The sequence below is a fragment of the Koromonas soli genome, assembly GCF_059726265.1.
The window spans coordinates 249,941-263,722 of sequence record NZ_AP040872.1; the positions used below are offsets into that span (position 1 = coordinate 249,941).

Sequence of the window (13,782 nt, forward strand, 5' to 3'; positions counted from 1 at the left end):
TCGAATACAATCACCCAGTGAGCGATGCCGCGCAGACACAGAAGAAGCTCGACGCACCACCGTCCCTTTGGAGCCGCGCTCCTCTCGCCGGCATGGTCGCCTCCGAAGTAGCGATTACCGTCTCCATCGAATTGCTCGCGCGCCGCGCCCATCTCTCGCTCGCAACGATTCTCATCTATCGCTCCCTGCTCGCACTCTTGCTGCTAGTCGTCATCGTGCGCCCCACTCGCTCGCAGTGGACCCCGCGCTCACTCCCTCTCGCCACCGTGCGCGTGCTCACCGGAGGACTTACCTTTGTCGGCTGGTTTGGCGCCATCGGCATGCTCAGCGGACGAGTCACGCAATCCGTCTTGCTGCTCGATGCATTGATACTTGCCTATGTTCGCGGAGAGCGCAGGAGCTACGAGCGCCGCACTCTTCTGGTGCTTGCCTCGGCGCTGATCCTTTTCGCCGCCGAAGCCGTCCGCGAACCCGGAACCGTCGTCAACGCCGGACGCGGAATTCTATTCCTGCTCATCGCGCTTGCCTCGCGCGCTGCCACCTATAAGGTCTGGGAGCGCGCCCAGGGCAAGCAAGAGCACCTCTTCTGGCTCATCGCTCCCGCCCTCGTCGGAGGCACACTGGGAGGCATCTTCCTAGGCCTCGGCCGCGGCGGCGTCCAGTCGCTCTCTCCCGCCATGTGGGCCGTAATGCTTGCGGTCGCCATGGTCGGACTCACCGGCTACTTCTACATGAACACCGTCATGTCGCTTCTCGGAGCCTTCTACACGCGCGTCGTCGAGCTGTGGCAAGTGCCGATGCTGTGGCTCATCCATCTTCTGACCGACCACGCCAAAGCCGATCCGCTCCAGGGCGCGCTCGGCACCCTCGTCGCCTGTGCCTCCGCCTACACCTACTGGCAGCACCGCCAAGCCAAGCGCAGGGAGTTGCAAGAAAGTTAATGGCCGGAAAACGGCAAATCCCCTCACCCTCCCCAAAAAATTCCTGTGAATTTCCCTTTGCGGAACCGAGAGCCTTGGTGCCCCACCTCTGCCCTCCTTTGGCAGAGGTGGGTGTTTTGCCTTTGCCTTTGGCGCTGAATTCCAGTGACCCATTAACCTCCTTCTCACCCCCTGCACTCGCACCCATATCTCCCCCGCCAATCCTTGCCGCCCTCTCCGTCCTGTTTACCCACTCGCAAATGACCCCTCTCATGCGATAACCAGAAAACAAGCCAACAAAAATGAGGCGCCGAAGCGCCTCAATCTAACGTCGTAAACAGAACAGAACTCTTATGCCAGACCCATCTCCTCAATTGCCATCTGCCGCATGACAAACTTCTGCACCTTGCCCGTGACCGTCGTAGGGAATGATTCGACAAACTTGATGTACTTCGGAATTTTGAACCTTGCGATCTTATCGCGGCAGAACTCCTGAATCGCGCCGGCCTCCAGCGTGATGCCTTCATGCGGAATAATCCAGGCCATCACCTCTTCGCCATACTTTTCGCTCGGAATGCCGATTACCTGCACATCCTTGATGCCCGGATACGAATAGAGAAACTCTTCGATCTCGCGCGGATAGATATTCTCGCCACCGCGAATGATCATCTCCTTCAAGCGTCCCGTGATCTTCACATACCCATGCTCATCCATGCTGGCCATGTCGCCCGAGTGCAGCCAGCCATCGGGTTCAATGGTTGCAGCCGTCGCCGCGGCATTATTGTGATAGCCATTCATCACCAGATAGCCACGCGTGCAGAGCTCGCCATTTTGGCCAAGCGGCACAATCTCTCCCGTGTTCGGATCGATGATCTTCACCTCGGTATGCGGCAACGCGCGTCCTACCGTAGTGACCTTGCGCTCAAGCGTGTCTTCCGTTGTGGTCTGCGTAATTACAGGCGATGCCTCGGTGAGTCCGTAGCAGATCGTCAACTCCGAGCAGTTCATCTCGCGAATCACTCGCCGCATCAGCTCAATCGGACAAAGCGATCCAGCCATGATGCCCGTGCGCAGCGAGGTGAAATCGAACTCCTTAAAACGTGGGTGCGCGAACTCCGCGATGAACATCGTCGGCACGCCGTAAAGTGCCGTGCATCGCTCCTCATGTACCGCCTGCATCGTCGCCAGAGGATCGAAGAAGTCTGCAGGAATCACCATCGCCGAGCCGTGAGTAAGGCACGCCATGTTGCCCAGCACCATGCCGAAACAGTGATAGAAAGGCACCGGAATGCAAACCTTATCGCACTCCGTGAGCTTCATCGAATCGCCAATGAAGCGGCCATTGTTCGCGACGTTGTAGTGGCTCAGCTCCGCACCTTTCGGCGTTCCGGTGGTTCCGCTCGTGTACTGGATGTTGATCGTGTCGTGCGGGTTAAGCGTGCGTTCGCGCGCGCGCAGATCCGCGTGACTGACGCGGTCCGCCTGCTGAATCATCGTCTTCCAGCTCAACATTCCTGCCGGAGCAGTGTCGCCGATGAATATCACCTGCCGCAGTTGCGGTAACCGCGTCGAGCGCAACTCTCCCGGCAAACAGTCGTCGAGTTCCGGAGCGAGATGGCGAAGCGTTTCGACATAATCGCATTCGCGGAATCCCGCCTGCATGACGAGTCCCTTGCAGCCCGACTGCTTCAGTACATACTCAAGCTCGTGCGCGCGGAAGCGCAGATTCAGGTTCACCAGCACGATTCCTGCACGCGCCGTGGCAAACTGCATCAGCACCCATTGCGAAACGTTGGTTGCCCAGATGCCTACGCGATCGCCTTTTGCAAAGCCGCGCGCCATCAACCCGCGAGCCGTGCGATCGACCTCAGCCTGCAACTCTTTCCACGAGAAGCGCAGATACTCCTGCGAGAGGATCAGTGCCGGTGAATCGGGATAGCGCTCCGCCATCTGATCGAGAATCTGCCCAATGCAGAGATCCATCAGAGGCGGGTAATCCGGGCCTTTGGAGTAGCTGGTGGTCCTAGTAAGCACAGCTTCAGTCATGCAAGACTCCGTCTGCCGCTAGCAGTGTGGTTCGCTTGCTAATGTTAAACGGAAAGTTCATTTGTGCCGCTTATAGTGTCGTGAGTTTTGCGAATACCTTGTGGAAGATGTAAGCCAAAGGAGAGCAGCGGGATAGGCGCGACAGCCATAACTATCGCGCACACTGGGACGATAGCAATCAGGCGGCAATGCGGTCTTCGCGCATCCGGCGGTCTGTCGCTCGCTCCGGTCTTCCTACAGGGATGCTTACGGGCCACGGTTCATCAACTCCGGCCAGTGCCAGTGCGCCTCCCAGCAGGGCAGCGTTCTTCATAAAATTGATCATGTTGGCCTGCTTTGCTTCCGGCGATGCGTCATTCCAGAAGTCGTGCATCACTGGCGACACTCCGGCGAGAAATGCAATTACGGCTGCGGCGCCCAGCTTGGGACGAACTCCGAGTAGCAGACTCGCGCCTCCTACTGTGAGCAGGGCTCCTGAGCCGAGTACTGCGGCTTCGGCCATTGGAACCTTCTTCGACGCAGCATAACCGGCGAGGTTCTTGTACTGTAGAAAGTGATTGATCCCGTTGTAGAGGAAGAATCCTCCAAAGATAAGGCGGCCAAGAGTGAACGGCAATTTCATCTGTGTTTTCCTCTCAGCGATAGGATTCGGCGTCCGCGTCAATTGTTGCAGCCGAGGAATACAGTGAACCCAGCAGTAATGAACTCTGAAAGGCCGCTCGCATGAAATTCAATTCCGACGTTCTCATTCTTGGAGCCGGAGCGGCTGGTCTCATGTGCGCCATCGAGGCCGCAAAACGTGGCCGTTCCGTGACAGTGCTCGAGAGCTCCAATCGCGCAGGTCAGAAAATACTGATCTCTGGCGGAGGCCGCTGTAACTTCACCAACCGCGACGCCACCGCCACGAACTACATCTCCTCCAATCCGCACTTTGCAAAGTCGGCGTTGGCGCGCTACACGCCGCAGGATTTCATCGCCATGGTCGAGCGTCATCGCATCGCCTGGCATGAGAAGAAGTTGGGACAGCTTTTCTGCGATCGCAGCGCGCAGGACATCCTCTCGATGCTCGAGTCGGAATGCGTGAACGCGGGAGTTCGCGTGCGGCTCTCGGCGCGGCCGCAGGAGATCCGGCACAATGGCCGATTCACCGTGACGAGTGCAGAGCACGAGTTCACGGCACCTGCGCTGGTGGTGGCCACCGGTGGGCTCTCGATTCCAAAGATGGGAGCAACTCCGTTTGGCTACGACGTCGCGCGGCAGTTTGGAATCAATATCGTGGAGCCGCGTCCTGCGCTCGTCGCTTTCACCTTGAATGCTCAGGATGCGAAACACTTCTGCGATCTCTCGGGAGTTTCGACAGAGGTCACCGCCAGCATTGGAAAGGCGCGTTTTCGCGAGAAGATGCTAGTCACTCACCACGGTTTCAGCGGGCCCGCGATGCTACAAATTTCCTCGTACTGGAAGCCCTGCGAGAAGGTCACGCTTGATCTCGCGCCTGACAAGCAGGTCTTTGCCCGTCTGCTCGCCTCGGAAGCCAGACACGACGAGAGTGCGGCGTTAGCGGCCCTGCGCGATGTGTTGCCGATTCGGCTTGCCGAACGCTGGCTCGAACTGCATCCGTTTGGCAGGTGGAACAATCCCGCAATCGAGCAGGCAGAGAGGCTGTTGCATCACTTCGAATTCGTGCCCGCGGGCACCGAAGGCTTCGCCAAGGCCGAAGTAACTGCCGGTGGCGTAGACACAGATGAACTCTCGGCAAAAACGATGGAGAGCCGGAAGGTTCCAGGGCTGTACTTCATCGGCGAGGTAGTGGACGTCACAGGCCAGCTGGGTGGATATAACTTCCAGTGGGCCTGGGCATCGGGATTCAGCGCGGGGCAGGCTGTCTAGGCCACGCGCCGATTTCGGATCAGTGCAATGATGGCGGCGATTTCTGTGACCACGATGATGCCCGCCGAAGTGACGCACCAGATGCAATATGTCTCGAGTACTCGAGCCTCGATATAGGTCAGATAGGCTGAGAATGCGACTGCTCCCGTCGTAAGTACGAGCACAATCCACCAGCGGCGCAGCAGTGCAAACAGCGCGATGGCAGCATAGCCCACTATTCCAAAGACAGCCACGGGAACTCCGGCGATCTCGGCAAACGGACTGTGGTTGACAGCGCCGCAATCCCAACGGTCGTTGATGCTGCAGGGCGAAGGCTCGGTCCGATAGTGCTCACGCAGGGCAAAGCAGGATACAAGGAGTCCGGCTATGGCAAGAATGGCGATCACGTAACGCATGGCTCCTATTGTAAGCAGAGCCCACGCTCGAGGACTACACCGGGCAGGAGCTATAAACGCACGTGGATGTTTCGAGAAGCGAAGTATCGAAAGTCACCACAAGTCATCGGCACAAAACGTTACGGACGATACTTGTCTTTGGATTAGGTTCAGCACACAATCATCTTGTCAGTTTGAAGTGGTAGCTCCTCGGGGGAGGGGAATCTACCAAGGGCGTCCCAATTTCGGGGCGCCTCTTCAGTTTCAGGGCTAATTTTCGCGTTGTTCCCGCTTCTGCGTCCATTCACAGGGTTGAGACATCGAATTGTAGTGTTACGATGAACTTTTAGCTGTACTTGCCTTGGCAGTGTAACGGCAGAAAGCTTTCGTCAAGAGAAACTGGAGGAACAATGGCAAGCAATGCGATCGTAGAGGTTACCGACACAAACTTCGATCAGGAAGTTCTGAAAAGTGACCAGCCCGTCCTGATTGATTTCTGGGCCACCTGGTGTGGTCCCTGCCGCGCTCTGGCCCCCGTTGTCGATGAGATCGCGAAGTCGTATTCGGGCAAAGTCAAGGTTGCGAAGATGGATGTGGACCGCAACACGGCGACTCCGCAGCGCTATGGAGTGCGCGGAATTCCGACGCTGCTGGTTTTCAAGGGCGGTCAGGTGCAGGAACAGATTGTCGGCTATGTGCCTAAGGAAACAATCGAGAAAGCATTGGAAAAGCTTGCCTAGCAGTTTCCGTGTTCCTGGAGCCCGGCCGCGTGCCGGGCTTTCGTCTTGCCGCGTTCTGCCGATGTGTCCAGCGAGACATTCACCTTGTAAGTTTCAGGCGTTTGAATGTACTTTGTATTCATCTCTCGCTTGGATTGAGCAGTCATGGCTGTGGACCCTGTTTCGGAAGAGAAGAGCTCCAGTTGCTCTGAGCCGCTTGCGTACGCGCTTCTGGAAGCCATGCCCGGACCCGCCTGGGTCGTGGACTGTTCATCGTTCCAGGTTCTTCAGCGCAATTCCGAAGCAGCAGCGCTCTCTTCATCGGATGAATTCCCGTCGGTGTTCCCGACCGGGCTGGATTATGGACTGCTCGGACGCTTGCGCTCATCACAGCAGCGAGTCAGCTTTCATGCGACATTCGATGGCGACCGCACGTACTATCTCTTTTCTGCCTCGTTGATGCCAGGTGCAACGCACCGTCTGGTGATTGCTCAGCCGGTTGCGCTCTTCAATGTCCCCTCCCAGTTGACCTTTGATGAACTGCTGGACTCTTCCTTCGACGGCTTGGCAATACTCGACTCCGAGCGGCGCTTCCATCAGGTCAGCCTGCGGTTCAAGGAAATGTTCGGCTACTCCATTCAGGAGCTTGAGGGTAAGACGCCTGATCTGCTGGTCCCGCCTGGGCGAGAGCACGAGTTTCAATCAGGAAACAAGACACTCGACCGCGGCGGCGTGTACGTACTTGAGACCCGTCGTCTGCGCCGCGATGGAAGCGAGTTGGAAGTGCTGGTAATTTCGCAACCGATTACGACGGGGCGTCTTCGCGGCGGCCTGGTCGTGGTTTATCGGGATCTGACCGAGACGAATCGCAATGCCCGTTTTCACAATCTCCGGTTGGACGTAACGCGAACGCTGGCGACTGCGACCTCGGTGGAAGGTGCGGGAGGGGAATTGCTGCCTGCTCTCGGCAAGGCGCTCGGATGGGAGATCGCACGCCTCTGGACCATCGCCGAGGAGGGGCTGAAGTGCGTCGTTGGATACACGCAGTCCGGCCTTCATTGTCAGGGGAGCGCCACAGGACCGGGACGGCGCTGTACCAGTCGCGCCCAGCGCGTAGCGCACGACGGAGAGGCGATTTGGCTCAACGACCTCGACCCGGATTCGTCCTGTATCGGGCGCGAAGGATGCAGAATTGAGAACGGCTCTCTGGCAGCGTTTCCTATCTTCGACAGCCACAAGCAGATTCTCGGGGTTTTGGAACTGATGTCCTCGAGTACGATGCAGCCCGAGCCGGGACACCGCGAGCTGCTTGAAGGCATATGCGCGCAACTTGGGCAGTTCATCACCCGCTGCAACGCGGAAGCGGCACTCGCCGAGAACGAAGCGAAGTTTCGCACTCTTGCCGAGATGGCTCCAACCGCCATCTTCATCCACGTTGATGGCTGGGTCATTTATGCCAATGCGGCGTTTGAGTCGCTCACCGGGTTCACTCGCAACAACATTCTGAATCGACTGGCATGGCCGCTTTTTCATCCCGAAGATCGCGAGATCCTGCAGGACCGCGCTCGACGCCGTGCATTGGGGCAGGAAATCCAGAAGCGCTGGCAGGCGCGCGTCGTCCGCAACGACGGCGAAGTGCGCTGGATCGATTACGCGGCCGCTCGCATCATGCTCAACAATCGTCCCGCCGTGTTGTGTGCGCTGACCGACATGACGGAACAGCGTGCGCTCGAGATGCAGCTTCGCCAGACGCAAAAGATGGAAGCCATTGGGCGTCTTGCCGGAGGCATCGCGCATGACTTCAACAATCTGCTTATGGTGATTGGCTGCTGCAGCGAACTCATCATGCAATCGCCAGAGTTGCCTGAAAATGTGCGCAAGGACGTGCAGGAAATCAGTAACGCTTCCGAACGCGCTGCGGCTCTTACTCGACAGCTACTCGCATTCAGCCGCCATCAGGTTCTCGAGCCGAAAATCCTCGACCTGAACTCCACGCTCACCGGCACCGAACTTATTCTTCGCCGCGCCTTGGGAGACGACATCCAGCTACACTTCGACCTTGAGCCCGATCTCGGACTGATCCTTGCCGACCCCAGCCAGATCGAGCAGGTGGCAATGAACCTCGCGGTAAACGCGCGTGATGCTATGCCCGACGGCGGGCGACTGAACATCCGCACCTACAGTGTGCATCTGGAACACTCTGTCGCGCAGGCGGGAGACTACGCTGTGCTCGCCGTGGAAGACACCGGCATTGGCATGTCCCAGGAAGTGCAGCAGCACATCTTTGAACCGTTCTTCACCACCAAGAGCGAAACCAAGGGAACGGGGCTTGGGCTCTCGACGGTGTACGGCATCGCGAAACAGACGGGCGGGTTCGTCACTGTAGATAGTCAGCCAAAATGTGGAGCGACATTCAGGGTCTTCTTCCCAATCGCTGCCGGACTTGCACTCGCATCCGACAAGCGCGATGAGCATGATGTTCTACAGTCTCGCTCAGCGACTGTCCTGCTTGTCGAAGATCAGGACGACGTTCGCGGAGTACTGCACAGCACTCTGGCGCGTGATGGTTATCTCGTTATGCAAGCTGAGAGCGGCGCGCAGGCGTTGGAGATCAGCGCGACATACGCCAGCAAAATCGACCTTCTGGTGACCGACGTTGTCATGTCGGGAATGTCGGGCCGCGACCTCGCCGATCAATTAACACAGATCCGCCCCGGCCTCAAAGTGCTCTACGTTTCGGGATACAACGAGGACACGATCCTGCAAACCGGAGTCGTCGAGGGCCAGACCGAGTTTCTGCAAAAGCCATTCTCGCCCTCCGTTCTGTGCCGCAAGGTCCGCGAAATTCTGGCGAAGTAGATCCTTACCTCGATGTTGGGTGCCCAGATTCACGAAGCGAAGCGTAGTTACCCTGGCACTGAATCTGAGCAACAGTAATCGGACAAAAATCTCTAGTACTTCCGCAGCACCGCCACGACCCTGCCCTGCACCTGCACGGCTTCTGCCGGAACCATAATCGGCTGCATGTTTGCATTCGATGGCTGCAGGCGAATCTGCTCGCCTGCGTGGTAGATGCGTTTCAGCGTTGTGTCCGAGCCGTTGACCAGCGCTACTACGATCTCGCCTTCGCGCGCGGTTTGCGTCTTCTCTACCAGCACATAGTCGCCATTCATGATGTGTTCGTCCTGCATGCTGTCGCCTGAAACTTGCAGCACAAAAACATCTTTCGCGCGTGTGAAGTCAGTGAGCGAAATGGTCTCCGGAGTTTCCACCTGCTCAATCGGGCGGCCTGCCGCGATGCGTCCGACGAGAGGCAACTCCACTGTGCTCACGGCCACCGCAGATGCTCGCTCGGGAATTCCATCGGGGAGCGGCAGCACATCAATGGAACGGCTGCGGTTGAAATCGCGGCGCAGCAGCTTTTTGCTTTCGAGATTGTTGATGTGCTTGTGGACAGTGGCCAGAGAACTAAGTCCCAGGGCCGCGCCGATTTCTTCAAACGAGGGGGAGTAGCCATTATTCTGTACGAATTCGGCGATAAAGTCGTACATCTCACGCTGTCGCTTGGTTAATGCCATTTCGCAACCTCTCGTGTGCCCACCCGCACAATCCCAACATTCTGGCGAATAAAAGGCGAAGTGTCAATCGCTGGCCCATGTCTAGTTGGATACCCCTATTTCTTACTTTTTCTAGACTAAGGAGATGTGCAGAGGTGTGAGTTGCAGAATAGAATCGCACAAAGATGAACGACGCCGCCAAACGCGTAGAGCGTGCCGAAAAGCTGCTCGATAGAGGCAAGCCCGAGCTTGCTCTGGCCGAGTATCGCCAGGCTATCGAAATGGAGCCCGATAATCTGCCTTTGCTGCAGAAGGCTGCCGACATCAGCATGTCGGTGGGACAGTTGGGGCTTGCGTCGGACATGCTGCGGCGGCTGTTTGCCCAATATGTAGACGGCAAGCAGCTCAGCAATGCGGCGCTCGTCTTTCGCCGTCTGCAACGCATGAAGGCCCTGGATCCCGAGATGGTGATCCGTTACGCCGAGCTTTTCGTTAGCACCAGCCGCAAAGATGCGGCCGAAGCCTACCGTATCGCGTTCGAGGAATTCCAGCGCCTGGGTGATCCTCGGCGTGCGCTGCACTGCATGTCGCGCTCGCTCGAACTCGAGCCGCGCATGGAGGATTATCGCGAGCACGCCCGCATGTGCGAAGCCCTTCACGAGCCGGTACTCGCTGCCGAGTCCCTTGTGCAACTGGGCACCATGCTGGAAAAGCTAGGCCAGGACGCATCGGAAACCTACGCCCGTGCTTTCGCCGCCAATCCCGCTAACACCGCTGCGCGGCTGGGAAATGGACGCGCACTCATCGCGCAGAACCGTCCCGCAGAGGCCGTGGAAATGCTGCAGCCCATTGCCACTAGTCTCTCGAGCCCCGACGAGGTTCGCGAGCCCTATGCGCTGGCGCTGATCGCCCTGGGGCGTGTGGAAGAGGCAGAGCCCTTTGCGTGGCGGCTATATGAGCGCGATCCGCATAAGAATCTCGCAGCGCTGCTTTCCGTCATTGGCGGATTGATTGATCGCGACCTGGTGGACCGCGCGCTGGGACTAGCGCGCCGCTTGGAGGATTTCAATCGCAAGCAGGGGCACCTCATTGACTTCATGAAGCACCTTGCGCAACTCGCCGCCGAGCGCACGCCGCGCATTCGCTTCTATGAATACATGGCCGAGCTCTACAACAGCGCCAACCGCGAGGTAGAGTACGCGCAAGTGCTGTCACGTCTCTTTGATCTCTACTTTGAGGCAGGGAGCTACTCCCGGGCGCTCGACGCGCTGGATCGCGCTGTGGACATCGACCCCTATGAGTCTGCGCACAGGGATCGGATGCAGAAGCTCGCGGGGCACGTGGCAGAAGATCGCCTGCAGACCGTGGCGAAAAGGCTCGGCGTCGATGCACCGGAGATGTCCGCGCCCGTCGTGCAGGAGCAGGAGGCAGCGTCCGAAGCTCCGGCTCCCAAGGTGCTTGAGGACTTGATTCTTCAGGCAGAGATTTTCCTGCAGTACGGCATGCGCGATAAAGCGTTGCAGAAGATCGAGCACTTAAGGCAGGTGTTTCCGGTGGAAACGGAAACCGACCCGCGAATCCGCGAGCTGTTCACCACTGCGGGACTGGCAGCGCCAGCCCTGCGGGAGGAAACAGTCGAGCGCAGCCGTCCGTCTGACGGCATGGCTCGCGCGGCGGAGGTAAGCCGCATCATTGCGCGGCAAAGCGATCCACGTTCAGTGCTTGTGACGGCCGTGAATCAGATTGGCGCGAAGTGGCAGTACAGCCGCTGTCTTGCGGCGTTGGCAATTCCGGGCAAGCCTCCATCTCTCGTTGTCGAGTACTGCTCGCCCGAGGTGACGAAGTCGGAGCGTGCCGCGATGGTGCGTCTGCTCGCCATGAGTCAACGGCTCACGGCGATCGAGCCGGTTTTTCCTGCGGCAGATGTGCAGTCCTCCGAACCGTTGTCGCCGATTCGCAAGGAACTGGCGCGGCTCAACATTCACTCGCTGGTTGCACTTGCATTGATGAGCGAGGATCAGCCGATTGGTCTTCTGATCGTTCAACAGTGCGGGGTGCGCCGCCGCTGGTCTGCCGATGATCTTGCGCTTCTGCGCTCGTTGGCCGATCAGGTTGCACTCGCGGTTCACAATGCGCGCCTGCGTTCGCTGGTTTCAACCCTGGGCGTGGCCGAAGAGAAGACCGGATTGCTGAAGCGCTCGGCTTACATCGATGCTGTCGTAGCCGAACTTGGCAGGCAGCGCACGACGCACGATTTCTCGAGCACCCTGGCTCTGCTGCAGATTGCATCGGCAACGCCTTCCGACGTCGAGCACGCCGTCAGCGAAGTGGTGCGTACGCTGCGCTCGATTGCGCAGGATCAAGCGATGTTGTTCCGCTACGAGGGCGACACGGTCGCCATGCTGGTCCCGCATCTTGAAATACCGGAAACCGAGGCCCTGCTTGCACAATTGCGCGATGCGCTCGGGCCGGTCGGAATCAACATTACTGCGGGAATCGCCAAGGCAGGAGCCTTCGCCGGATTTGAGCCGGAAGATGCTGCGACCGAGTGGATCAATCGTGTCGCTCGCGCACTCACCGAAGCTGAGCACACTCCGGAACATACCTGTGTGCTGCCACCCGAAGCAGCGTCTCTCGCGTAGGTTCGCTGGTGCCGCAGGCGCGTGGCTGCGTGCTACACTTACACGGCAAACGACCACAATTCTCATCGAAATGAGCACACGAAATGCAGACTAGCGCCATTCTCGAGCGCTTCTTTTCCGCTGTCCGCCTGTACCCAGATCGTCCAGCCATCATCGGTACCGAATATTCCATCACGTTCGCTGAGCTGGAGCGTCGAGCCTCGAGCGTTGCGCGCCGCATCGCCGAGCGCGTCAAGGGAGAGACCGTTGCGCTGCTCTATGGCAACACTCCCGAATTTGCTCCGCTCTTTCTCGGCGCTTTGTGGGCAGGGAAGCGGATTGCCGTTTTACCAACGCTTGCGCCTCCTCCGCTGCTCAAGCTTATGGCGATGGAAACCGGCGTCGAGCTGGTGATCACCAGCGAAGAGTTCGTGCCCCACCTGATGGGCGTGGGTATGCAGTGCTGGATCGGCGACACGGCGGTCGAAGATGAAGCAATCGAATTTCCGAAACAGGCGCATCCGTCCAGCCCCGCGGTGTTCCTCTACACCTCGGGAACCACCGGACGGCCCAAAGCAGTTGCTCTCAGCGAAGAGAACATCATCGCCAACATGGATGGTTGCAAGCAGGCGACAGGCTTCAACGCCGACCAGGTGATGCTCGCCGTGCTGCCGCTGTTCCACGCCTACGGACTCACGATCACCACGCTGCTGCCCCTCACCGTGGGCGCAAGCGTCGTGGTGCCCGAGCGCTTCGTGCCGCGCCAGATTCTGCAGCTTATCGAGAAGCACCGCGTCTCATGTCTCATTGCCGTGCCGGGCCAATATCGCGTATTGACCAAGGATCCCACGCCGATCGATGCCAGTTCGCTCTGGCTCTGCATTGCCGGAGCAGAGCGTCTGCCCGATCGCGTCGCACAGGAATTTCATGAACGCTTTGGTCACGTGCTGGCGCAGGGCTACGGAACCACCGAGCTTTCGCCCGTCGTATCGTTCAGTCCGCCTGAGGACTACCGTCCCGGCTCTGTGGGCAGGCCTCTGCCGAACATCGAGGTGACAATTCGCGATGAGAATGACGCCGTGCTGCCCGCAGGAGAAGTCGGCGAGGTCTGCGTCTCCGGACCCTCGGTAATGATGGGCTATCTCGGCGACGCGGAAGGCACCGCGAGGAAGATTTGCAATGGAATTCTGCACACCAGCGACAAGGGCTATCTCGATCAGGACGGCTTTTTGTTCCTGATGGGACGCGCCGATGACCTGGTAAAAGTGTCGGGTGAAAAGGTGTATCCCTCCGAGGTTGAAAACGCATTGGAGACAATCGACGGTGTGGAAGAGGCAGCGGTCGTCGCATTTCCCGATGAGAAACACGGCTCTCGTCTGCATGCGTTCGTACAGCTTCGCCCGGAGTCGTCGTTGACCGACGCAGAGCTGCGCACAGCCTGCCGCGAACTGATGGAGCACTACAAAATTCCGCGTGCGTTTACATTCGTTTCCCAGATGCCAAGGACGCTTTCCGGCAAGACGGACAAGCGTGCGCTTGCCACCTCGACCGCGAGTTAAGGAAAGTCGCGACAAGCAGAAGGCGCGGATCATCTCCGCGCCCTTCATTTTGCTGTCTCATCATGCCTGCTTTTTTCATTTCGGAAACATGATGTA

At 58.5% G+C, this 13,782-nt stretch carries 11 protein-coding genes; 6 read left to right on the forward strand and 5 right to left on the reverse strand.

Going from position 1 to position 13,782, the window contains the following annotated elements; genetic code table 11:
- Positions 1–17 precede the first annotated feature (17 nt).
- On the forward strand, positions 18–941 hold the full coding sequence (locus AC6IY8_RS01065; protein ID WP_497776769.1) for a hypothetical protein: 924 nt from the start codon (positions 18–20) through the stop codon (positions 939–941).
- Between the two features lie 330 nt (positions 942–1,271).
- On the opposite strand, the gene AC6IY8_RS01070 is transcribed toward AC6IY8_RS01065, so the two are convergent.
- Both AC6IY8_RS01070 and AC6IY8_RS01075 read right to left on the reverse strand, forming a co-directional pair.
- On the reverse strand, positions 1,272–2,966 hold the full coding sequence (locus AC6IY8_RS01070; protein WP_497776770.1) for an AMP-binding protein: 1,695 nt from the start codon (positions 2,964–2,966) through the stop codon (positions 1,272–1,274).
- Positions 2,967–3,144: 178 nt separating this feature from the next.
- A complete protein-coding gene (locus AC6IY8_RS01075) occupies positions 3,145–3,588 on the reverse strand; it encodes a DoxX family protein (protein WP_497776771.1) in 444 nt (147 codons plus the stop codon).
- 101 nt (positions 3,589–3,689) lie between these two features.
- Between AC6IY8_RS01075 and AC6IY8_RS01080 the strand changes: the two genes are divergently transcribed.
- Positions 3,690–4,856 (forward strand): BaiN/RdsA family NAD(P)/FAD-dependent oxidoreductase, encoded by a 1,167-nt coding sequence (locus AC6IY8_RS01080; RefSeq protein ID WP_497776773.1) that lies wholly within the window; start codon positions 3,690–3,692, stop codon positions 4,854–4,856.
- Here AC6IY8_RS01080 and AC6IY8_RS01085 read toward each other — a convergent pair.
- Entirely contained in the window at positions 4,853–5,251 is a 399-nt protein-coding gene (locus tag AC6IY8_RS01085) for a vitamin K epoxide reductase family protein (RefSeq protein WP_497776775.1), read from the reverse strand. The two genes, AC6IY8_RS01080 and AC6IY8_RS01085, sit on opposite strands and share 4 nt — an antisense overlap.
- Positions 5,252–5,640: 389 nt before the next feature.
- Between AC6IY8_RS01085 and trxA the strand changes: the two genes are divergently transcribed.
- A complete protein-coding gene (trxA, locus tag AC6IY8_RS01090; RefSeq protein ID WP_497776776.1) occupies positions 5,641–5,970 on the forward strand; it encodes a thioredoxin in 330 nt (109 codons plus the stop codon).
- Here trxA and AC6IY8_RS01095 read toward each other — a convergent pair.
- Positions 5,967–6,116: a hypothetical protein gene (locus tag AC6IY8_RS01095; RefSeq protein WP_497776777.1), complete on the reverse strand. Its 150-nt coding sequence runs from the start codon at positions 6,114–6,116 to the stop codon at positions 5,967–5,969. The two genes, trxA and AC6IY8_RS01095, sit on opposite strands and share 4 nt — an antisense overlap.
- Here AC6IY8_RS01095 and AC6IY8_RS01100 point away from each other — a divergent pair.
- Positions 6,115–8,808, forward strand: coding sequence for a PAS domain S-box protein (locus AC6IY8_RS01100; protein ID WP_497776778.1), 2,694 nt, complete (start codon positions 6,115–6,117; stop codon positions 8,806–8,808). The two genes, AC6IY8_RS01095 and AC6IY8_RS01100, sit on opposite strands and share 2 nt — an antisense overlap.
- Positions 8,809–8,900: 92 nt before the next feature.
- On the opposite strand, the gene lexA is transcribed toward AC6IY8_RS01100, so the two are convergent.
- Positions 8,901–9,527 (reverse strand): transcriptional repressor LexA, encoded by a 627-nt coding sequence (gene lexA, locus AC6IY8_RS01105; RefSeq protein ID WP_497776780.1) that lies wholly within the window; start codon positions 9,525–9,527, stop codon positions 8,901–8,903.
- Between the two features lie 164 nt (positions 9,528–9,691).
- On the opposite strand from lexA, the gene AC6IY8_RS01110 reads away from it, so the two are divergent.
- Together AC6IY8_RS01110 and AC6IY8_RS01115 are read left to right on the forward strand one after the other, a co-directional pair.
- Positions 9,692–12,148, forward strand: coding sequence for a tetratricopeptide repeat protein (locus tag AC6IY8_RS01110; RefSeq protein ID WP_497776782.1), 2,457 nt, complete (start codon positions 9,692–9,694; stop codon positions 12,146–12,148).
- Positions 12,149–12,231: 83 nt separating this feature from the next.
- Positions 12,232–13,686, forward strand: a complete 1,455-nt coding sequence (locus AC6IY8_RS01115; protein WP_497776784.1) for a class I adenylate-forming enzyme family protein — start codon at positions 12,232–12,234, stop codon at positions 13,684–13,686.
- Positions 13,687–13,782 lie beyond the last annotated feature (96 nt).

Bases quoted from the DNA above. Each gene is read 5' to 3' on its own strand.
- AC6IY8_RS01070 (WP_497776770.1), bottom strand. From the start codon at position 2,966: ATGACTGAAGCTGTGCTTACTAGGACCACCAGCTACTCCAAAGGCCCG.
- AC6IY8_RS01075 (WP_497776771.1), bottom strand. From the start codon at position 3,588: ATGAAATTGCCGTTCACTCTTGGCCGCCTTATCTTTGGAGGATTCTTC.
- AC6IY8_RS01080 (WP_497776773.1), top strand. From the start codon at position 3,690: ATGAAATTCAATTCCGACGTTCTCATTCTTGGAGCCGGAGCGGCTGGT.
- AC6IY8_RS01085 (WP_497776775.1), bottom strand. From the start codon at position 5,251: ATGCGTTACGTGATCGCCATTCTTGCCATAGCCGGACTCCTTGTATCC.
- trxA (WP_497776776.1), top strand. From the start codon at position 5,641: ATGGCAAGCAATGCGATCGTAGAGGTTACCGACACAAACTTCGATCAG.
- AC6IY8_RS01100 (WP_497776778.1), top strand. From the start codon at position 6,115: ATGGCTGTGGACCCTGTTTCGGAAGAGAAGAGCTCCAGTTGCTCTGAG.
- AC6IY8_RS01095 (WP_497776777.1), bottom strand. From the start codon at position 6,116: ATGACTGCTCAATCCAAGCGAGAGATGAATACAAAGTACATTCAAACG.
- lexA (WP_497776780.1), bottom strand. From the start codon at position 9,527: ATGGCATTAACCAAGCGACAGCGTGAGATGTACGACTTTATCGCCGAA.
- AC6IY8_RS01110 (WP_497776782.1), top strand. From the start codon at position 9,692: ATGAACGACGCCGCCAAACGCGTAGAGCGTGCCGAAAAGCTGCTCGAT.
- AC6IY8_RS01115 (WP_497776784.1), top strand. From the start codon at position 12,232: ATGCAGACTAGCGCCATTCTCGAGCGCTTCTTTTCCGCTGTCCGCCTG.